At 48.0% G+C, this 21,161-nt stretch carries 22 protein-coding genes and 1 pseudogene; 16 read left to right on the top strand and 7 right to left on the bottom strand.

All coding sequences use genetic code 11. The features are described from left to right. Nucleotides 1-17 precede the first annotated feature (17 nt). From iscU to der, 15 genes and pseudogenes are all read left to right on the top strand, one after another. On the top strand, nucleotides 18-395 hold the full coding sequence (gene iscU, locus GXP22_02605) for a Fe-S cluster assembly scaffold IscU (GenBank protein ID NOX08377.1): 378 nt from the start codon (nucleotides 18-20) through the stop codon (nucleotides 393-395). Nucleotides 396-397: 2 nt separating this feature from the next. Further along, the gene (iscA, locus tag GXP22_02610) at nucleotides 398-721 is read left to right on the top strand and encodes an iron-sulfur cluster assembly protein IscA (GenBank protein ID NOX08378.1); all 324 of its coding nucleotides are present in this window, start codon (nucleotides 398-400) and stop codon (nucleotides 719-721) included. 21 nt (nucleotides 722-742) lie between these two features. Further along, complete coding sequence (gene hscB, locus GXP22_02615; GenBank protein ID NOX08379.1) at nucleotides 743-1,411, top strand: Fe-S protein assembly co-chaperone HscB; 669 nt, start codon at nucleotides 743-745, stop codon at nucleotides 1,409-1,411. A 68-nt stretch (nucleotides 1,412-1,479) separates the two neighbouring features. Beyond that, nucleotides 1,480-3,351, top strand: a complete 1,872-nt coding sequence (gene hscA / locus GXP22_02620; protein ID NOX08380.1) for a Fe-S protein assembly chaperone HscA — start codon at nucleotides 1,480-1,482, stop codon at nucleotides 3,349-3,351. 207 nt (nucleotides 3,352-3,558) lie between these two features. After that, nucleotides 3,559-3,894: an ISC system 2Fe-2S type ferredoxin gene (fdx, locus tag GXP22_02625; protein NOX08381.1), complete on the top strand. Its 336-nt coding sequence runs from the start codon at nucleotides 3,559-3,561 to the stop codon at nucleotides 3,892-3,894. 110 nt (nucleotides 3,895-4,004) lie between these two features. Continuing rightward, a complete protein-coding gene (iscX, locus tag GXP22_02630; protein NOX08382.1) occupies nucleotides 4,005-4,199 on the top strand; it encodes a Fe-S cluster assembly protein IscX in 195 nt (64 codons plus the stop codon). A 332-nt stretch (nucleotides 4,200-4,531) separates the two neighbouring features. Beyond that, nucleotides 4,532-4,762, top strand: a pseudogene (locus GXP22_02635) (HU family DNA-binding protein). A gap of 462 nt (nucleotides 4,763-5,224) precedes the next feature. Next, the gene (locus tag GXP22_02640; GenBank protein ID NOX08383.1) at nucleotides 5,225-5,476 is read left to right on the top strand and encodes an HU family DNA-binding protein; all 252 of its coding nucleotides are present in this window, start codon (nucleotides 5,225-5,227) and stop codon (nucleotides 5,474-5,476) included. 156 nt (nucleotides 5,477-5,632) lie between these two features. Then, nucleotides 5,633-6,742, top strand: coding sequence for a 23S rRNA (adenine(2503)-C(2))-methyltransferase RlmN (gene rlmN / locus GXP22_02645; GenBank protein ID NOX08384.1), 1,110 nt, complete (start codon nucleotides 5,633-5,635; stop codon nucleotides 6,740-6,742). Beyond that, entirely contained in the window at nucleotides 6,739-7,488 is a 750-nt protein-coding gene (gene pilW / locus GXP22_02650; GenBank protein NOX08385.1) for a type IV pilus biogenesis/stability protein PilW, read from the top strand. Before rlmN ends, pilW begins: the two co-directional genes overlap by 4 nt. Then, a complete protein-coding gene (locus tag GXP22_02655; GenBank protein ID NOX08386.1) occupies nucleotides 7,485-8,333 on the top strand; it encodes a DUF4115 domain-containing protein in 849 nt (282 codons plus the stop codon). The genes pilW and GXP22_02655 overlap by 4 nt, the downstream gene beginning before the upstream one ends. 2 nt (nucleotides 8,334-8,335) lie before the next feature. Then, complete coding sequence (gene hisS, locus GXP22_02660) at nucleotides 8,336-9,607, top strand: histidine--tRNA ligase (GenBank protein ID NOX08387.1); 1,272 nt, start codon at nucleotides 8,336-8,338, stop codon at nucleotides 9,605-9,607. Between the two features lie 36 nt (nucleotides 9,608-9,643). Beyond that, nucleotides 9,644-10,315, top strand: a complete 672-nt coding sequence (locus tag GXP22_02665) for a tetratricopeptide repeat protein (GenBank protein ID NOX08388.1) — start codon at nucleotides 9,644-9,646, stop codon at nucleotides 10,313-10,315. Beyond that, nucleotides 10,315-11,469 (top strand): outer membrane protein assembly factor BamB, encoded by a 1,155-nt coding sequence (bamB, locus tag GXP22_02670; GenBank protein NOX08389.1) that lies wholly within the window; start codon nucleotides 10,315-10,317, stop codon nucleotides 11,467-11,469. The genes GXP22_02665 and bamB overlap by 1 nt, the downstream gene beginning before the upstream one ends. A 14-nt stretch (nucleotides 11,470-11,483) precedes the next feature. Beyond that, nucleotides 11,484-12,905: a ribosome biogenesis GTPase Der gene (gene der, locus GXP22_02675; GenBank protein NOX08390.1), complete on the top strand. Its 1,422-nt coding sequence runs from the start codon at nucleotides 11,484-11,486 to the stop codon at nucleotides 12,903-12,905. Between the two features lie 276 nt (nucleotides 12,906-13,181). On the opposite strand, the gene GXP22_02680 is transcribed toward der, so the two are convergent. Together GXP22_02680 and GXP22_02685 are read right to left on the bottom strand one after the other, a co-directional pair. Beyond that, nucleotides 13,182-13,664 carry a helix-turn-helix domain-containing protein gene (locus tag GXP22_02680; GenBank protein ID NOX08391.1) on the bottom strand — a complete coding sequence of 161 codons (483 nt, stop codon included), beginning with the start codon at nucleotides 13,662-13,664 and terminating at the stop codon, nucleotides 13,182-13,184. Continuing rightward, complete coding sequence (locus tag GXP22_02685) at nucleotides 13,651-13,971, bottom strand: DUF4258 domain-containing protein (GenBank protein ID NOX08392.1); 321 nt, start codon at nucleotides 13,969-13,971, stop codon at nucleotides 13,651-13,653. Before GXP22_02685 ends, GXP22_02680 begins: the two co-directional genes overlap by 14 nt. A gap of 272 nt (nucleotides 13,972-14,243) precedes the next feature. Here GXP22_02685 and GXP22_02690 point away from each other — a divergent pair, with 272 nt between their 5' ends. Then, entirely contained in the window at nucleotides 14,244-16,340 is a 2,097-nt protein-coding gene (locus tag GXP22_02690) for an elongation factor G (GenBank protein ID NOX08393.1), read from the top strand. Nucleotides 16,341-16,433: 93 nt separating this feature from the next. Here GXP22_02690 and GXP22_02695 read toward each other — a convergent pair whose 3' ends face one another. Genes GXP22_02695 through GXP22_02715 form a run of 5 tightly spaced genes read right to left on the bottom strand, consistent with a single transcriptional unit; the run spans nucleotide 16,434 to nucleotide 21,113 of the window. Next, the gene (locus GXP22_02695; protein NOX08394.1) at nucleotides 16,434-17,828 is read right to left on the bottom strand and encodes an FAD-binding protein; all 1,395 of its coding nucleotides are present in this window, start codon (nucleotides 17,826-17,828) and stop codon (nucleotides 16,434-16,436) included. A gap of 3 nt (nucleotides 17,829-17,831) precedes the next feature. Beyond that, a complete protein-coding gene (locus tag GXP22_02700; protein NOX08395.1) occupies nucleotides 17,832-18,416 on the bottom strand; it encodes a BON domain-containing protein in 585 nt (194 codons plus the stop codon). Beyond that, entirely contained in the window at nucleotides 18,413-19,006 is a 594-nt protein-coding gene (locus GXP22_02705) for a phosphoheptose isomerase (GenBank protein ID NOX08396.1), read from the bottom strand. The genes GXP22_02700 and GXP22_02705 overlap by 4 nt, the downstream gene beginning before the upstream one ends. Before the next feature lie 12 nt (nucleotides 19,007-19,018). Next, entirely contained in the window at nucleotides 19,019-19,384 is a 366-nt protein-coding gene (locus tag GXP22_02710; GenBank protein ID NOX08397.1) for a YraN family protein, read from the bottom strand. Nucleotides 19,385-19,415: 31 nt separating this feature from the next. Beyond that, nucleotides 19,416-21,113 (bottom strand): penicillin-binding protein activator, encoded by a 1,698-nt coding sequence (locus tag GXP22_02715; protein ID NOX08398.1) that lies wholly within the window; start codon nucleotides 21,111-21,113, stop codon nucleotides 19,416-19,418. Nucleotides 21,114-21,161 lie beyond the last annotated feature (48 nt).

Consider the following 21,161-nt stretch of genomic DNA (forward strand, 5'->3'; position numbering starts at 1 on the left):
ATTAACAGGAGAATATCATGGCTTATAGTGACAAAGTTTTAGACCATTATGAAAATCCACGTAACGTGGGCACCATGGATAAGGATGATCCTAATGTAGGTACCGGCATGGTTGGCGCACCGGCTTGTGGTGATGTGATGCGTCTGCAGATCAAAGTGAATGATGATGGCGTGATCGAAGATGCCCGTTTCAAGACCTATGGTTGTGGATCAGCGATTGCATCAAGCTCGTTGTTAACGGAATGGGTTAAGGGTAAGACCTTAGATGAGGCGATGGAGATCAAGAATACCGATATCGCTGAGGAATTGGCATTGCCGCCCGTGAAAGTGCATTGTTCGGTGCTGGCTGAAGATGCCATTCGTGCTGCGATTGATGATATACAGAGCAAAAAATAATTATGGCAATCACAATAACAGAGATGGCGGCCGCGCATATCCAGAAGTTCCTTGGTAATCGTGGCAAGGGGCTGGGTATTCGTTTGGCAGTAAAGACGAACGGTTGTTCCGGAATGGCCTATGTTATTGAATTTGTTGATGCGCTGGATGAAGTCGATCAGGTATTTGAGGGTCATGGTGTTAAGGTGATTGTTGATCCTAAGAGTCTGGTTTATCTGGAAGGCACCGAGATTGATTTTGTTAAGGAAGGCCTGAATGAAGGTTTTCAATTTAACAATCCGAATGTTAAGGATACTTGTGGTTGTGGTGAGAGTTTTAATATCTAGAATAATCGGTGGGTTTGAAACATGAATCACGCTTCTCTACCAGAGACACGCCGTGAATACATCCATGTAGGCTCCACGCCCGCGTCCATGCGGGCAAGGGTCTCTGATAGAGAAGCGCAATCCCTGTCTCTTGAGTATAGGTTAGCGTTGATGGATTATTACGAGTTATTTTCCCTGGAAGTGAGTTTTGTTATTGATCGTAGTGATCTACAGGCGCGTTATCGTGATATGCAACGTGCCATGCATCCGGATCGTTTTGTCTCTGCGGGTGATCAGGAACGGCGTATTGCGATGCAGAAGTCGACGCAGATCAATGAGGCGTTCAGGATATTAAATGATCCTATGGAACGTGCGCGTTATCTATTGGAACTTGGCGGTTATGCCTGGAGTGATGAGGCATCGACAACCCGGGATAGTGCTTTTTTGATAGAACAGATGGAGTTGCGCGAGGCGATCTCGGCGGTGCGTGATGCGGATGAGCCTTTTGATGCCTTAGGGCATATTATGGATGTGATTATTAAGGCCTTGATGGCTTATGAGCAGGAATTGGTCGTATTGTTTTCTGGTGATACAAAGGAAACAATGGGCAATATTGCTGATATTATTAAGAAGATGCAGTTTTTCCGCAGGCTTGAGCAAGAGGGTTTTGAGCTGGAGGCGGAGTTGGAAGATATAGAGGCGGGTGCGTAAGTGAGGGGTTTAAGGCAGGCAAGTCATATCTCTTGCAGTCTACTGATCGTTGACGGGATAGTCGTTTAATGGCTTTATTACAAATAGCAGAACCGGGTCAGGCGACGGTTGCACATGAGCATCGTCTGGCAGTCGGTATTGATCTGGGTACGACTAATTCTCTGGTTGCCTCGGTGCGTAGTGGTGTCGCTGATACGCTAGCGGATGCCGACGGTCGGCATCTATTACCATCGGTTGTTCATTATCAGGAAGACGTTGCGCCCGTTGTTGGTTCTGCGGCAAAACAGTGGGTTACCAAAGATCCGTTAAATACCATTGTCTCGGTGAAACGTCTGATGGGACGTGGTGTAGAAGATTTGGCGCAGTTGGATAAACATTTGACTTATCAATTTTCCGATGTCGAATCCTCGGTACCACGGATTCATACGGCGGCAGGTGATGTGAGTGCTATTGAAGTCTCTGCTGAGATCCTGTTAAACCTGAAGAGACGTGCGCAACAGACATTGGGTGGTGACTTGCAAGGGGCTGTCATTACAGTGCCAGCCTACTTTGATGATGCCCAGCGCCAAGCCACACGGGATGCAGCAAAACTGGCGGGTTTGAATGTATTGCGCTTATTAAATGAACCGACTGCAGCGGCTATTGCCTATGGGCTGGATCGTAATGCAGAGGGTATTATCGCGGTCTATGATCTGGGTGGTGGCACCTTTGATATATCAATATTAAACCTGAATAAGGGTGTGTTTGAGGTTTTGGCAACCGGTGGTGATACCGCTCTTGGTGGTGATGATATGGATCTGGCCATCGCGCACTGGATGATTGCGCAAGCTGGGTTAGAGGATGCACTGGATCATCATTTAATGCGGCGGGTGATCCATGATGCCTGTGTGGCGAAGGAGCAGTTAACTGAGCAGGACGTGGTGATGGTATCCATTGATGCGGCTGATGCCGGTTCCTGGCAGGGAGAACTGAGGCGAGCACAGCTAGGTGAATTGATTGATGGGTTGATTCGTTCAACCTTGAAGACCTGCCGACAGGCATTGCGTGATGCGGGTATACGCGCTGGTCAGGTGGACGATGTGGTGCTGGTGGGTGGTTCAACACGGGTGCTAGAGGTGCGTGATCGGGTGTCTGAGTTCTTTTCTACAACCCCAAAGGCGGATATTGATCCGGACAAGGTAGTAGCGATTGGTGCGGGTGTGCAGGCGGATATCCTGGTCGGTAATAAACCGGATGATGATATGCTACTGCTGGATGTGATTCCGCTTTCTCTGGGTATTGAAACTATGGGTGGTTTGGTGGAACGTATTATTCCACGTAACACCACGATACCGGTTGCCAGGGCGCAGGAATTCACCACCTTTAAGGATGGGCAGACGGCATTGGCGGTTCACATTTTGCAGGGTGAACGCGATCTGGTCTCAGATTGCCGTTCACTGGCACGTTTTGAGTTGCGTGATATCCCGCCGATGGTTGCCGGTGCTGCGCGCATACAAGTCACTTTGCAGGTCGATGCTGATGGTTTATTGAGTGTGCGTGCGTGTGAAGAGACCAGTGGCGTGCAGGCGCATGTGGAGGTGAAACCCTCTTATGGTCTGTCGGATAATGAGATAGAGACCATGCTGAGAGATTCGATGGATCATGCTCAGGATGATATTGTTGCGCGTCGTTTGCGTGAGCAACAAGTTGATGCGGATCGCGTGCTGGAAGCGATTCATGCGGCTCTGCAGCAAGATGGTGAACGTTATTTATCTGTTGAGGAACGCGAGTTGATTGATCAGGCGGTTGCTGGGCTGGCGGGTGTTGTTCAGGGTGATGATCATGTTGCGATTAAGGCGGCTATTGCGGGTCTGGAAAAGGTGAGTGCGGACTATGTGGAACGGCGGATGAATGCGAGTATACAGCAGGCGATGTCGGGGCATAAGGTTGATGAGTTTTAGGATAAAATATGCTTGGTAAGTTCGAGGCAGGAATCATGCTTCTCTACCAGAGACACGCCGTGAATACATCCCTGTAGGCTCCACGCCCGCGTCCATGCGGGCAAGGGTCTCTGATAGAGAAGCGCAATCCCTGTCTCTTGCGGGGCAGTAATGATTTGTAATATATAATAGGTTCCTTAAGATTTGATAATTGAAGAGTAGTGAGTTATGCCACAGATAATTTTTTTACCACATGAAGAGATCTGCCCGGAAGGGATGGTATTGGAGGTTGAGCCGGGTGCTACGATCTGCGATGTTGCGAATCAAAACGGGGTTGATATTGAGCATGCCTGTGAGAAGTCCTGTGCCTGCACCACCTGTCATGTCTATATCAGGGAAGGTGCGGCCTCGTTGAATCCTGCTGAAGAGGAAGAAGATGACCTGCTGGATAAGGCATGGGGTCTGGACCCGGATTCACGCTTGAGTTGTCAGACTGTGATTGGTGACCATGACCTAGTGGTCGAGATTCCAAAGTATACGATCAATATGGTTAAGGAAAATTAGGTGCGTAATACGCACCCTACCCGTCATCTCCACGCAGGTGAGCAACCCTCGGTAGGGTGCGCAATGCGCACCAATATAATCATTAATGATACGAGTAAAGGTGTAATAAAATGAAGTGGAATGATACGCTTGATATTGCTATCGAATTAGAAGATACACACCCTGATGTCGATCCACGATATGTTCGTTTTACTGACCTGCATAGCTGGGTATGTGCGTTAGATGGTTTTGATGATGATCCTGAGCGTTCGGGGGAGAAGTTGTTGGAGGCGATTCAGATGGCGTGGATTGAGGAACACGATTAATTAGCCAGGCCTTAAATAGAGCTTTGGTGGAAAGAACTCCGACATTCTGTAAGAATTTTTTACATAAAAACGGTTTTTATTTAATGGGTATTTATTAACTCATTGAATTTGATGTAAAAACAATATCTGGCATGATTATCGCTAGTACTACATTGTATTTAGAAATATAAGACCTGAATGTAATCGGTGCTAAATCGTCCTTAGGGGCGTTAAGTTAGCGTTGGAATCACAGCTCGGAGGAAATTATAATGAATCGACCTTATCTATCGCAACAAATCGGAATATTTCTGCTTTTTATCATCAGTTTGATGTTGGCACTACCCTCTCATGCAATGACTAAGTCTGAGTTGGTTGGCTACATCGCGGGTGATGCCAACTTGTCAAAGGCGGATGCTAAACGGGCGCTTGAGGGTTTTGTTACCAGTACGACCAGTTCCTTGAATAAGGGGAGTAGAGTTCAGTTGATCGGTTTTGGAACCTTCAGTATATCCTCTCGTGCCGCACGCACCGGTCGTAACCCACAGACGGGTATGTCACTTGTCGCCAAGTATGGGGCCGGGGTTAGAGCGACTATGACTGAGACAGAAGATGGTCGTGCTGAATTTTTGATACGACTGAGTCGAGGATATTTGCGTACCCATGATCAGATACATCTTGTGCCTGTCACCGCTGGTGCTCGTGCTCGTGTGGCTGCGGCGGATTCAGGTATGCCGGATGAGTATATCTTTGAGCTACCATCGAATATGGGTAACACGGTTCGTAGACGTTTAACCTTGCGCTTTGATATGCCTATGGCTGCACTGCGGGGTACAGCGGGTATGGATGGTAGAACACCTTTGTTTGATGGTGCGGATGCTTTATTGAATTATCTGCCAATTATGCGTAATGATGTGTATCAGAGCTCGGTTGTTGGTGGTGATCTTGAAGAAGCCGCCGATGCACTCGATTTTTGTAGTGATGCCTTTGTTGATCTGGAAGCAAATGCGGTTGCTATGCCATTTGGTCATGTCACGGTGTTAAAGGCCATGTCGGCACAGACCGGTTTAACAGAAGACCAGGCCGATGACTTTATTAATACCATTATGGGTTATGGTGGTAACGATCCGATTGTCAGGAAGAAACCAGGTAGAACCATGGTGGGCTTTGGTAGCTTCAGTATATCCAAGCGTGCCGCTCGTGTTGGTCGTAATCCACAGACGGGTAAGGAAATCCAGATTAAGGCCAAGAATGTAGTGAAATTCAAGGCGGGTTCTGATCTCTCTGGCAAGGTTAATTAAGACGTTGTCTGTGGTGCGTGGTACGCACCTTACCGTCATCCCCGCGTAGGCGGGGATTTATCTCCATTTCCCTCTCTTTTTCCGTTAAAATACCCTTTTTGGAATCAATAAGGGGATAGACCTCAGGTCTGTCCCCGGTCATTGGGCAATCTTGCGTTGGAAGAAATAAAGAAAATTAATTTGCTGGATCTTGATCGTCAGGGTCTGGAGCATTTTTTTGCTGAACGGAGCGAAAAGTCATTTCGTGCCACTCAGTTAATGAAATGGGTCTATCAAATGGGAGTGGATGATTTTCAGCTGATGACCAATATGAGTAAGGTGTTGCGAACCGCGCTGGAGCAAGATGCCGAGATTCGTCTGCCTGAGGTGACGGTTGATCAACTGTCGGATGATGGCTCGCGTAAGTGGTTGTTGCGTCTGGCTGATGGCAACAGTATTGAAATGGTCTATATCCCAGAGCGTGAACGCGGAACGCTGTGTGTCTCTTCACAGGTGGGTTGTGCTCTTAATTGCAGTTTTTGTTCCACTGCCCAACAGGGTTTTAATCGTAATTTATCAACCGGCGATATCATCGCTCAGGTGTTAGTGGCAGAGCGTATGTTGCGTGAACCGGGCAGTGATCGACGTGCAGTCACCAATGTGGTCATGATGGGTATGGGTGAGCCATTATTGAATTTTGATAATGTGGTGAGTGCCATGCGTTTAATGCTGGATGATTTTGCCTTTGGTCTGTCCAAACGACGGGTTACCCTGAGTTCATCCGGGGTAGTGCCCGCACTGGATCAGCTAAAGCAGGCCTGTAATGTCAGTCTGGCAATATCGTTACATGCAAGTAATGATGCCCTGCGTGATGAATTAGTGCCGATCAATAAAAAATACCCTATCAAGGAGTTGTTGGCAGCCTGTAAGCGTTATGTTCAGGATGAACCGCGCCGTCGGGTAACCTTCGAATATGTCATGCTCAAGGGTGTGAATGACAGTGATCAGGATGCCCGGGCACTGGTGAAGGTGTTGCGGGGTGTGCCTGCTAAGGTTAATTTGATCCCGTTTAATCCCTTTGATAAAACCCGTTATCAGTGTAGTTCGGCGCAACGTATCCTTGCCTTCAGGGATATCCTGATTAAGGCGGGAATGAATACCATGACACGCAAGACACGGGGGGATGATATCGATGCCGCCTGTGGTCAGTTAGCCGGAAAGTTTCATGACCGAACGCGTAGAAGTGCACGTGTGGAGCAGGGTTCCAGTGAGGTGGTTTTGTCATGAAAGGAATCTTGAGTCTGTTGTTGAGTTTTTTGATCCTGTCGGCGTGTACGTCACAGGGCTTGCAAAAGAAAAGTTCTGCTAGTAAAGCGGCTAAAATTAATGTGCAGATGGGTATTACTTATATGGGTAATCACTATTATGATCTGGCACTGGAGAAGTTGAAGCGTGCGCTGGATCAGGATAGTCAGTTGCCCTCGGCGCATAATGCCATAGCTGTGTTGTATGGTGTACTTAAGGATACTAAAAAGGCGGATTATCATTTTAGACAGGCATTGCAATTACAGCCGGAATACCCTGAGGCGCACAATAATTATGGTCAGTATCTCTGTCGGCAGGGTGCGTTTGATCAGGCGGAGAAGCAATTTCAGCAGGCGGCAACATCGCCACTTTACCGATCGGCTCATAATGCCTATTTGAATGCTGGGCTTTGTCTGCTGCGGGTGCCGGATTATACCCGTGCCGGGCAGTATTTTCGTAAGGCACTAAAAATCTATCCGGAGTGGGACAGGGCCTTAATGGAGATGGCTTTATTGCAGTATTCTGCCGCTAATTATTTGAATGCTCGTGCCTGGTTGCAACGTTATGCAGTGGTGAGTCGGGCGCGACCTGATGCCTTGTGGTTAGGTGTTTTGATTGAACGGAAATTGGGCGACGTACAGGCAATGAAGTCTTATCAGGATCAGTTGCAGAGACTTTTTCCAACATCCATTCAGGCACAAAAATCGCGCAGGGGGATGTTTGAATGACAGCGAAGAAGGGTGTTGTGAAACCAGATATAATGTTAGAAACTGAGTCGCTATTTGGTCCTGGTGAGCGTTTGCGTGTGGCGCGTGAAACACAGGGTCTATCACAGGAGGATGTGGCGAAGGAATTGCGTCTGAGTGTCTCGGTGATTAATGCGCTGGAGGATAATAATCAGGATCAACTTCCTGCCAAGGCCTTTGTCGATGGTTATTTGAAAGGCTATGCACGTATTTTGAATCTGGATGCGGTGCAGTTAATTGCTGATTATCATTGTCCGGAGGCGCCCTTACCTGTTGCTAAATGGGTAAGAGAGGATATGACGCAATCTGCGCCACTGGTGTTTCGTCGGGGCATCAAGTCATCATTGCGACGATTTTTTCTCTGGTTGCTATTGGTTGCTGGTTTACTGGCGGTATACCTGCTGTTTTTATCAAATGGCAGATTTATGGATATTTTATTCAGTGAGACTAATTCTGTTGGTACGCAACAGGTTCCATTGCTGTTGTCGGGTCAGGACGATATGCCAGAACAAAAAAATGTGACAGATGAAGTGGTCGATGCGCCTGTTCTATTGCCTGCTGACGAAAGCAGAATTGTGCTTTCCTCCAGTGGTGAGAGTTGGGTTGATATTCGTGATATGAATGGTATGCGACTGGTGTTTGGTTTATTAAGGGAGGGTGATCATCGAGAGGTGAGTGGCAAAGCACCCTTTCAGGTGTTATTGGGTAACTCATTGGTTATCGATATCGTTTATAATGGGGAACAATTTGATCAAACCCCTTTCAATAGTGGGCGTACCGCGCGCTTTACTCTGGGTGCAGGCACGAGTGAAATCTCTAAAAGGTGATTATGTCCAGTAAGATACAAGCGGTACGAGGAATGAACGACATCCTGATGGAACAGACCCCGACCTGGCAGTGGCTGGAACAGGTGTTGCGCTCCCTGGTTCAATCCTATGGTTACCGTGAAATCCGTTTTCCTGTGGTGGAAAAAACAGATCTGTTTCATCGCTCTATTGGTGAGGTGACTGATATTGTCGAAAAGGAAATGTATACCTTTGATGATCGTAATGGCGATAGCCTGACGCTAAGACCCGAGGGTACAGCCGCCTGCGTGCGTGCCTGCATTGAACATGGCCTGTTGCATAATCAGATTCAGAAGTTGTGGTATACGGGGCCGATGTTCCGTCATGAACGTCCACAGAAGGGGCGTTATCGGCAGTTTCATCAGTTTGGTGTGGAGGTGTTTGGTCTGGCCGGGCCGGATGTTGATGCTGAATTGATCATGATGAGTGCGCGTTTATTGCGTCAATTGGGCCTGGATGATGTTAGTTTGCAGCTCAATTCACTGGGCACATCTGAGGCTCGGGCTCGTTATAAAGAAGTGTTGGTGGATTATCTGAATCAACATCAGGATATCCTCGATGAGGATAGTCATCGCCGCTTGTCGACGAACCCATTGCGTATACTGGATAGTAAAAATCCTGCCATGCAATCGTTGATTGAAGACGCACCGCGCTTGGCAGATTATCTGGATGATGAATCAAGGGAGCATTTCCGGCAGTTGTGTGAACTATTAGATGCCTCCGGTATTCACTATGAGGTGAATCATCGCCTGGTGCGCGGGCTGGATTATTATGGTCGCACGGTGTTTGAGTGGGTCACTAATCGACTCGGTGCGCAAGGGACTGTTTGTGCGGGTGGACGCTTTGATGGTTTGGTGCAATATCTGGGTGGACGCGCCACGCCTGCAATTGGTTTTGCGCTGGGTATGGAGCGTATTGTTGCCTTGTTGGAAGAAACAGGTGTTGTGGATATTAATGTGGCACCGCACGTTTATATGGTGTTGGTTGGAGAACAGGCTCAATTGAAGGGGTATGTGCTGGCAGAGCAGTTACGCGATCAATTGCCATGGTTACGTTTGCAGTTGAATAATGGTGGCGGTAGTTTCAAGAGTCAGTTTAAGCGTGCTGATCGTAGTGGTGCAGAATATGTGCTGGTGATGGGTGATGAGGAAATTGCCGGTGAGCAGATTGGTTTTAAATCCTTACGTGTGTCGGCTGAACAGAGGAATATACCCTTGTTATCGCTGGCCGCACAGTTGGGTGAATGTTTACAATAATTAATTAGAAGTTCCTTAATTTAAGAGGTAATGTAAGTGGATATTTATAAGACGGATGAGGAAAAGGGCGAGGCGCTTAAGCTATGGATTCGTGAGAACGGTGTCTCTGTGCTGGCGGGTGTTTTTATTGGTCTGGCGGTTATTTTTGGTGGCCGAAGCTGGGTTGAATACGGTCAGCAAAAGACGGAGCAGGCCTCTTATCTGTATTTTCAGATGATGGATGCGGCCAGTCAGAATGCAGATGATTCGGTTTTATTGTTGGCCGGGCAGTTGCTTGAAAAGTTTGGTGATACACCTTATGCCTCTGCCGGGGCAATGATGAGGGCAAAGATCAATCAGGCACAGGGTGATGTTGAGAATGCTGTCAGTGATCTGGAATGGGTGGTAGAACATGCACAGATTTCTGCCCAGATACATGGTGCCAGGATACATTTGATTAGAACCTTGTTGGCAGACAAACAGGTTGATGCGGCACAACAGGTGCTTTCAGCGATTAAAGACAAGGTCGGTTTTGTCGCGATTTACGAAGATCTGCAAGGTGATGTTTATCGGGTGCAGGCACGTTTGCAAGAAGCTAAAGCGTCCTATCAACGTGCTCTGGATGCCTTGTCTGCCGGTGCGGCAATGCGTTCCATGATTGAGGTTAAACGCAACAGTATTGTTGGTAAGCGGGTAGGTGTGAATGGCACCGAGGCGACAGGATCGTGATGATGCGTAAGCTGTTATTGGTATTGTTATTGCTGAATATGACGGCCTGTAGCGGGGTTAAGATGTGGTTGGTTGGAAAGGATACCGTTATTGAAGCCACTGAACTAAAAACGATCAAGGACCCTTTGGCTTTAAATGTTGTCTGGAAGACCAGGCTGAGTCAGGATAAACATGCTCATGCCGTTCAGTTGCAGTTGGCAAGTGATGGTGAATCTGTGTTTGCTGCTACGCAAGAAGGAGAGGTCTCAGCCAGAAATTTGACTACGGGGGCTGTGCGTTGGACGGTCAATACCGGTGTTTTGTTAAGTGGTGGTGTTGGTCTGGGTGATTCCTTGTTGGCTGTTGCCAGTAGTGAAGCGGATTTAATCTTGCTGAATAGCAAGGATGGTCATGAGGTCTGGCGTACTAATGCCGAGGCAGAGATTCTTTCTGTGCCCGTGATTACGGCTAATCGCGTTATCGTACAGACAGTGGCAGGTTCCGTCATTGGCTATGATGTGGCGACAGGTGAACGTCTATGGGTGTTTGATAGTAGTGTTCCGGTATTATCTCTGCGTGGTTCCAGTTCGCCCTTGATTGTTGATGATTTGGTTCTTAGTGGTTCGGCGAATGGGAAATTATTTGCACTGGACTTTATGAATGGCTGGATGAAGTGGGAAAGTAGTGTAGCGGTTCCTCGTGGTCGTTCCGAACTGGATCGCATGGTTGATCTGGACGGGAATATCCTGGCTGATCAGGGGGTGGTTTTTGCGACCAGTTTCCAGGGGCGTGTCGTTGCCATTGATCTCTATTCAGGACGTGTGTTCTGGGCAAGAGACTTTTCCAGTTATAGCGGAATAGCGCTGGATGAACGTCAACTATACCTGACTGATGAAGAGGGTCTGGTGTGGGCGCTGGATCGTCGTAATGGTGCCTCTTTGTGGAAACAGGATGCATTAAAAGGACGGCGCTCTGGAGTCCCGGTGATCTATAAAGGTTATCTCGCAGTGGGTGATTTTGAAGGTTATGTGCATCTGCTATCGACGAGCAATGGTCAGTTAATGGGCCGCGTTCGTATTGGTAATCAACCCTTCCTTGCCGCCCCGTTAGTTGTCGGTGATTATTTACTTGTCTATGGAGAGAATGGTGATCTGGCGTTGTTGACGATGGATTAGCCCTGGGAAATCTAATGTTACCTGTTATTGCCCTTGTAGGCCGACCCAATGTCGGTAAATCAACCCTGTTTAATCGACTCACACGCAGTCGAGATGCGCTAGTGGCCGATTTTTCTGGCCTGACCCGTGACCGTCAATATGGTGATGGCAAGATTGGTGATCATCCTTATCTGGTCGTGGACACTGGCGGCATACTGGGCGGAGAAGAAGGGCTTGATGAGCTGACGGCGCAACAAGCCTGGCAGGCTGTAGAAGAGGCCGATAGCGTATTCTTTCTGGTCGATGCGCGTGATGGTCTGGTGGGTATTGACGAAGAGATTGCAATCAAGTTACGGCGTACCGGGCGCAAGGTCGTGCTGGTATTGAATAAGGTGGATGGTATGGATGCCGATATTATGTCCAGTAGCTTTTATAGTCTCGGCTTGGGTGAGCCTTATGCGATTAGTGCCTCTCATGGTCGTGGGGTCGGCTACCTTATGGATGAGGTGTTACAGGAATATTATCCAGAACAGCCGTTGGATGAAGAAGGAGAGAGCGCAGACGAGGGAGAAGACGACGAGGATGATGGGCGTATCAAGGTTGCCTTGATTGGACGACCCAATGTGGGTAAATCTACCCTGATTAATCGCATCCTGGGAGAAGACAGGGTGTTGGCCTATGACATGCCAGGGACGACGCGTGATAGTATCTTTATTCCCTTTGATCGTGATGATCGGCACTACACCTTGATTGATACTGCGGGCGTTCGCCGTCGTAGTCGTATTAAAGAAGTGATTGAGAAATTTAGTATCGTAAAGACCATGAAGGCCATCTACGAGGCGAATGTGGTTATCCTGTTGTACGATGCCCATGAAGGACTGGCCGAGCAGGATGTGAGTCTGGCGGGCTATATCCTGGAACAGGGCCGGGCACTGATTATTGCAGTCAATAAGTGGGATGGCATTGATGACGATCAGCGCGATAAGATGCGTGAGGATATCGAACGTAAATTACCCTTTGCCTCATTTGTCGAGGTGTTCTTTATCTCGGCGCTGCATGGCAGTAATGTCGGCAATCTGTATGAGGCGATTGATCGCGCCTATAAGTCGGCTATGGTGGATATGAGTACCTCCGAATTAACGCGTATGTTGGAAGATGCCGTGAAGACCCATCCACCGCATCTGGTACGAGGACGGCGCATCAAACTGCGTTATGCCCATCAGGGTGGGCAGAATCCCCCCAGGATTATTATTCACGGCAATCAGACCGACCGGGTGCCAGCGACCTATATAAGGTATCTATCCAGCTATTTCCTCAAGCGATTAGCGCTAGTGGGAACCCCCGTGTCACTGGAATTCAGAACCGGGGATAACCCCTATGAAGGTCGTAGAAACAAGTTGACCCCACGCCAGCAATACAAACGTAAACGTATGATGAGGCATGTGAAAAAATCATAGGGTAGGGTGCGCACTGCGCACCAATGAAAGACTTGACCCCTTGATTAGGGTATTGATCAGAGGTTCTCTATGCAACAAAATAGTAAAATCATCTTGTTTCAAAGTCGTAGCATTCGCAGGGTCTGGCAAGCCACCTAGGGACAGGTTGTCCCCAGGTAGCCATGTTTGTTTGCCCCCTTTTCGTCCATCAGAATCATTTAAATTCAAATAATTCTTTCACGGGTACATCAAGTACTTTGGAAAGTTTCTCCAAAGTGTCAAATCTGCCCCTTTGATTTAGGCCGCTACATGTGCGCTCCAGCCATCTTTATTCTCTATTAGTTCCATACGTCCCCAATGCGCATCTCTATTAAGCTGGCTAATATGCTCGACTAATTCCCTTATGTGGCAGTCACCATTATACTCATCGTTAACCTTGGTAATGTAGATTGTACGTAGTAATCTTTCTGCTGATAGCGTTATTTCATTAGTGCGATCATTTTCCCAATTACGTATGGTTGACTCACTAACACCTAGAATATTAGCTAGCGTGTTCTGAGACATATCCAATTCAATACGTAAGAAGCGAAATTCCTTACTTGAAAGGTGCGGTTTATCTTTTGCTATTTTAATGCCCAACACCTTATGTAAACCATCCATGTCATGAATGGATATAGTTTCACCATAAGGTGTTTCTTCCTTAACAAAGCCGCCTTTCAACCATACGTCGGGTAAACCACAACTCTTATAATGGAGCATGCCATCTTCAATTGTATACATATCTGCACTCCCAATAATGTAATTTTATTATTGTATTGTTATTAACTGTTAATGGCTCACCCGCTGTAAATACCTCAATATTCATTTTCCAATTGCCATGTATATCCCTGTATGGCCCTTCAGTGATCCTTCCATTTCTTAAGCATGAAAAGACTTGGGGGCAAGAAATATTACGTCGAATCATGCTTTCTTCAGCGTGATTGGTCACTTTCACCCTGGTAGAGTCTAGAGCAATTTCTTTTAAGACACGTTGTGCCATAGCTGACGTAAGATCAATACTCAATATATTGTTGCTGTCTTTTGTCAATGCAGAACTTCCTTGTTCATCGCGTAGTATAGCGTTAATTGTTGACGGTATCTTAATCCTTGTCAAGCCCGACAAAAAACTTACATAATCCCTTATCATTCTATTTTTGAAAGTTTTTCCCACGCACTCATGAATTTCAGGTAAAATACCGCCTTTTCCGGAGCCCGTCGTGACGGAGGGATGTTTTATTCTTTACAGAAACCAAATATCTCCCTTTGATTCAGTCTGGTTGTGAGTATACACCCTTATTTTATAATTTTTAGAGTACCGCTATGACAGACCTATCTCATTACAGAAACATTGGTATCTTTGCCCATGTAGACGCTGGTAAGACAACAACAACCGAACGTATCCTGAAATTGACGGGTAAGATCCATAAGATTGGTGAAGTGCATGATGGTGCGGCTACCACTGATTTCATGGAGCAGGAAGCTGAACGTGGTATTACCATTCAGTCAGCGGCGACCTCCTGTGTGTGGGATGGTCATCGAATGAATATTATTGATACGCCCGGTCACGTTGATTTCACGATCGAAGTGTATCGTTCGCTGAAGGTGCTGGATGGTGGTGTCGGTGTGTTCTGTGGTTCAGGTGGTGTGGAACCTCAGTCCGAGACCAACTGGCGTTATGCCAATGAATCCGAGGTGGCGCGTGTCATCTTTGTGAATAAACTGGATCGACTGGGTGCTGATTTCTATCGTGTCGTTGCTCAGGTTAGAAAGGTACTGGGTGCCAATGCAGTTATGATGACCCTGCCAATCGGCACTGAAGATAATTTTGTTGGCGTGGTTGACCTGCTGACTCGTAAAGCATGGGTGTGGGATGACTCTGGCGATCCAGCCAAGTACACGATTGAGGACGTACCGGCTGATATGGTTGACGATGTTGAGAAATATCGTGAAGAGCTGGTTGAGGCCGTGGTTGATCAAGATGATGATGTAATGGAGAGGTATCTTGAGGGTGAAGATATTGACGTTGATACCCTCAAGCGTTGTATCCGTAAGGGTACCATTGCTCTGGATATCTTCCCGACTCTGTGTGGTTCAGCCTTCAAGAATAAGGGTGTGCAGCTGGTGCTGGATGCCGTGGTTGATTATCTGCCGAATCCAATGGAGGTCAAGCCACAGCCTGAGGTTGATGCAGAAGGTAATGAGACTGGCGAGTATGCCATTGTTGATGCAGAGAAACCCTTCCGTGCCCTGGCGTTCAAGATTATGGATGACCGTTATGGTGCATTGACCTTTATCCGTATCTATTCGGGTAAGCTGGATAAGGGTACGACGATATTGAATACCTTTACCGGCAAGACTGAGCGTATTGGTCGTATCGTGGAGATGCATGCCGATTCCCGTGAAGAGCTGGATTCAGCACAGGCGGGTGATATTGTCGCCATTGTGGGCATGAAGAATGTGCAGACAGGTCATACCCTGTGTGATCCCAAGTTCCCGGCAACACTGGAGCCTATGGTATTTCCTGATCCGGTTATCTCGATTGCGGTGGCACCGAAAGACAAGGGTGGTTCCGAGAAGATGGGTATCGCACTGGGCAAGATGTTGCAGGAAGATCCTTCCTTCCAGGTTGAGACCGATGAAGATAGTGGTGAGACCATTCTTAAGGGCATGGGTGAGCTGCATCTGGATATCAAGATTGATATTCTCAAGCGTACCCACGGTGTGGAACTGGAGGTTGGTAAGCCTCAGGTAGCCTATCGTGAGACCATTACCCAGAAGATTGATGATAGTTACACGCATAAGAAACAGTCGGGTGGTTCAGGACAGTTTGGTAAGATTGATTACATCATTGAGCCTGGTGAGCCGGGTTCCGGTTTTGAATTTGAGTCCAAGGTGACTGGTGGTAATGTGCCAAGGGAATACTGGCCTGCTATCGAGAAGGGCTTCAAGAAAATGATGGGAGAAGGTGTGCTTGCCGGTTTCCCTGTGCTGGATGTCAAGATTACCTTGGTGGATGGTGGCTATCATGCAGTGGATTCCTCAGCGGTTGCGTTTGAGATTGCTGCCAGAGGTGCCTTCCGTCAGTCGATACCGAAGGCGGGTCCTCAGTTGATTGAACCGATCATGAAGGTGGATGTATTTACCCCTGAAGATCATGTCGGTGATGTGATTGGTGATTTGAATCGCCGTCGTGGCATGATCAAGTCACAGGAAGCCGGTGTCACTGGTGTGCGTATCAAGGCTGATGTGCCACTGAGTGATATGTTTGGTTACATTGGTGATCTGCGTACCATGACCTCCGGTCGCGGTCAGTTCTCCATGGAGTTCTCGCATTACATGCCTTGCCCCAGAAATGTAGCCGAAGAGGTTATTAAAGAAGTGCAGGAACGTAAGGCGGCAGAGAAAGCAGCCAAGTAAAACGTGTCTGAACGATAAAAAGGGGCGAAGTCTATTAAGGCTTCGCCCCTTTTTTATAGTCCCCACCTACGCGAGGATAACCGTTAATATCTTTTATTCCGGCAACATCTTGCCTGGATTAAGAATGTTATCCGGGTCAAACACCTGTTTGATCTGGCGCATCAAGGCGAGGGTAGCGGGTTCAATTTCCCGATCCAGGAAATTACGTTTGACCAGTCCAACGCCATGTTCACCGGACAGGGTGCCATCGAGTTTGAGTGTCAGGGAAAACACCTGATCCAGACAGGCCTCGGCATTTTTTAGTTGTTGCGGATCATCCGGATCAATTAGTAGGTTGACATGGATATTGCCATTGCCAGCATGACCAAAATTGACAATCGGGATCTGATATTGGTTGGATAGCTGTTTCAGACCACTGATTAATTCAGGTATGCGGGATACCGGTACTACGATATCCTCGTTGATCTTTTTCGGCGCGATGCTGCGCAGGGCAGGCGATAGTATGGAACGTACTTGCCACAGCTGTTTGCGTTCTTCATCGTTATTGGCCTGATAAAATTCTACCATTCCCTGGTGCTGATCACCGGCTGCTTGACGGATGGAGGTACAGGCATCGGACATGGCTGAGGCGGCACCATCGACTTCAATCATCAACATGGCACCAATCCCTGCGGGTAAGCCGGGGTCCTTGTATTGACGAATCAGTTCAATCGCCTGGTCATCAATGAACTCAAGGGCACAGGGGGTGACGGGTTGTGCCATGATGCGGGCTACGGCAGCCGCCGCACTATTGATATCGCTGTAGAGTACACGCAGGGTTACAATGTTCTCCGGGATAGGGGTCAGTTTTAGTGTCGCCTCGGTGATGATAGCGAGGGTTCCTTCGGAACCAATCAACAGGCGGGTGAGATCATAACCAACAACCCCTTTTGTGGTATAGACCCCGGTGCGAATTTCTTTGCCATCAGCGGTTACTGCACGTAGTCCCAGGGTATTGTCTCTAGGAGTGCCGTATTTAACGGCCCTGGGGCCAGCAGAATTATAGGCAAGATTACCACCAATGGTGCATACCGCCTTACTGGTAGGATCGGGTGGCCAGAAAAACCCCTGCTCGGCGGCAGCTTGTTGGATGGCCTGGTTAGTGACCCCGGGTTCTACCACCATGACCCGATTATCCGCGTCGACCCGAATGATCCGGTTCATTCGTTCCAGGCTGAGGACGATGCCACCTTGGCTGGGGATGCTGGCACCGGTAGTTCCGGTACCGGCACCTCTTGCGGTAACCGGAATCTTGTGTTCGCTACAGATTTGCATGATGGCGCTGATCTGGCTCTGTTGTGAGGCAAACACAACGGCATCCGGCATCGCCTGTAGACGACTATTATCATAGCTGTAGGCAATGCAGTCAGCAGGATCAGTGAGTACCTGTTGCGCGCCTGTGATCGCGCTGATCTGTTTGAGAATCGAGGGCTTGATAGGGGCGTGCATTGCCTAGTCGATGTATTCAAACATGCGTTCGATACGTTGTACCCCATCAATCTGACGTACCGATTCAGTCGCGGCATCGGCCTCTTGTCGAGTGACCAGTCCCATCAAATAGACCACACCATTTTCGGTAATAATCTTGATGCGTGTCAGGTCGAAATCCTTGATGCCATCGATGGATAGTAGGTGCGTTTTTGCCTTGGCGGTGATAAGGGTATCGCTACTGCGTGAGAGTAGTGAACTGGGGGCGGCAATTGTCAGTTGATTGTGTATGCGGCGCACCTTGGGTAGCGCTTGTACAATCTGGTGAATATCATCACGTACTTGTGCGCTGATAACCTCACCCGTGAGTAACACGATGCCATTGTAACTGGTGATATTGAGATGGCTATTTTTTGATATAGCTTTATCTTGCATAAATGATTTGCTGGCCTTTAACTCAATAGTCTGGTCATCCAGCACGGTGCCGGTGGTGCGACGGTCATGGACGACAGCGATACCCGTTGCTGCACCACCGACAACGACACCGGCACAGCCATTGAGCAGTGAAATAATAAGCCCGGTCAGGATGTATTTGAATATTGGATTCATGAGGTCTCTCCCAGCAGTTGGTGGTCAATCAGGTCGCACAGGCAATGAATAATCAGGATATGTACTTCTTGAATACGAGCGGTTGATGTACTGGGTACACAGATCTCGATATCATTTTCTCTGAGCAGAGCGGAGATTGTTCCACCCTTGTTTCCCGTCAGTGCAATAACCTGTCCACCTTTATCATGTGCGGCATGTATTGCTTGAATGATATTGCTAGAGCGACCGCTGGTCGAGATGGCCAGCAGGATATCCCCTGGCTGAGTCAGCGCATGAACCTGCTTGGAGAATATCTCATCAAAATGATAGTCGTTGGCAATGGAGGTCAAGGTGGAGGGGTTGCTGGTTAGTGCGATGGCAGCGAGCCCTGGACGTTCACGCTCAAAACGGTTTAATAATTCAGCTGAAAAATGTTGGGCGTCGGCGGCTGAACCACCATTGCCACAGCACAGTATCTTGCCATTCTCTTGCAGAGCATTCGCCATACTGCGAGCGGCCTGTTCGATGGCGGGTGTCAGCGGCTCGATAGACTGTTGTTTGGTCTTGATGCTGTCGCTGAATTGTTGCTGAATACGTTGTTGTAGGCTCATGTTGTAATCATCTTATGTCTGGAAGGCATCCTGAATCCAGTGACTACTGAATTCACCGGCAGAATCCCTGCTCATGCTAAATACGTCAAAGCGTATCATACATTTTTCTACAGCGGGATGGGTATGTATATAGTATCGGGCACAGGAAATGATTTTTCTACGTTTATGATAGTGAACAGACTCTGCACCATTGCCATAATCGGATCGTGTGCGGTAGCGTACCTCAATGAAGATAAGAGTATCATTGGTCTGTGCGATTAAATCAATCTCGCCCTGTCGGCAATACCAGTTTTGTTCGATAATCTGTAGTCCCTGTTGTAACAGGAGTTGATAAGCATATTGTTCGGCTTGTTTGCCGATAGTGACGGTGTTTTGCATTCCTTTGCCTCATTGGTTTATTGTCGCTGTGTTAGATAATATCTCTGCTCTGTTCAGGAATATCGACGCTGATATCCGGTAATAATGCAGGTTTACCCTTTTTAAATTGTGCCCATACCAGGTTGCGATGGATGCGTCGTTGTTCATCCAGCTGAAGCACGCCGGTCATACCATCGTAACGGTGATAGGCTCCACTCCCTAGTTCTTTGAGGTAGGGCAGTATCCCATAGCTATCAATGCCCAGCGCAATCAGGCGACGATAATGTTGCATGTCCTGTGACCACCAGCGTTCCATTTGTTGTGTTAACGGCGAGGTGAATTGCTGAGGTAATGTCCAGGGGATGTCACAGAAACGTATGCCATTTAGATCCTGATCCAGTTTGGGGTTGGGGTATCCGGTGTAGATGTGTGAGGTGGCATAAATGGGGAGACTGGATGCGCGATGGAAACGAAATTGTGGGCGTAATAGACGTGCCGTATTCGGGGTGGATAGTAAAAAGACAAAATCAGCATCCTGGCGACGCCGTGGTTCAAACTGAATGGCTTTTCCGGTGATTCGTTTGAGCTGGCGGTAACGCTTCTTGCTTTGGTCAAGGTCGAGCAACGCCTGTATCGGGTCAGAGAAATCAACCTTGCTCCGATCATAACGTTGTACCTCCAGCATATTCCCGCCAATATCCAACCAGTGTTCACTAAAGGCCTGTAGTACACGGTCGCCCCAGTTTCCCTGAGGGAGCAAGGCTAGTGCCTGTTGATGTCCGGCAAGTCGGGCTCGTTCGGCGACCTGCCAGGCCTCATCTTCGGGGCTAAGGGCGAATTGATAGAAATTATCAGGTGTAGATTCACTGTTGATCTGATTCAGTGCCAATACGGGGACGGGTAGATTAGTCTGACGCGATAATTCCTCAACCGCCTCCTTGCGTAGCGGGCCGATGACAAAATCAGCCCCGTCTGCTGTTGCCATCTGGTAAATATCGGTAATAAGGCTGCTGTCACCACTGCTATCGTAGATGCGTAATTCAGGGCGTTTTTCTGCAGGGTATTGTAATAGAGCCGCCATCAGGCCATCGCGTATATTACTGGCATTGGTTGCGAGTTTGCCTTCCAGTGGCAGTAACAGGGCAATGCGTTTGATTCTTTTTTGTAAGGAGTTACGGCGTTGGGATTGTTCAGTGAATTGTGGCAACATATCAATGGTGGCGGGATGTTGAGAGTAGCGTTGTAGCCACTCCTGTATGCGTACCTTGAGTTGTTTTTCATCTTGTTGATAGCTACGGGTGATATACAATAACTCCATCCATCCGCTTAGTATATCAGGTGCAGTTGCAGTACGCAGATAGGCCAGTGCCTCATTGGATAACAGGGACAGTTGTTCCCATATTGCCAGATGATTGTTGTTTATACCGTCCTCAGTCAGATATTGTTCGCGCCAGATTAACTCCCTGGCACTCTCGATATGATTGCCGATCATGGCATAGGCATCGGCACGCAGGCGGTAGTGGTTACTCAATATATTAGCCGGCATACTGACTGCGGGTATATGATTGAGGATCTTTAATGTCTGTCTAGGCTGGTGTTGTGCCAGTGCATTTTGTGCCAGGGCTGCGCGTTCATTCTGATATAATATGGCAGGATCAATCGGTTTGGTAACCGGTTGTTGGGCACAGGATGCCAATAGAAGAATGGCGAGAATGGACAGGATGCCGATTAGACGGTTTTTCTTGATCATGGGATGTTCGACCTGAAAAAATATTAAACTTCATCTTGCAACATGAGA

The organism is Gammaproteobacteria bacterium, from assembly GCA_013151035.1.
Taxonomy (GTDB): Bacteria; Pseudomonadota; Gammaproteobacteria; order JAADJB01; family JAADJB01; genus JAADJB01.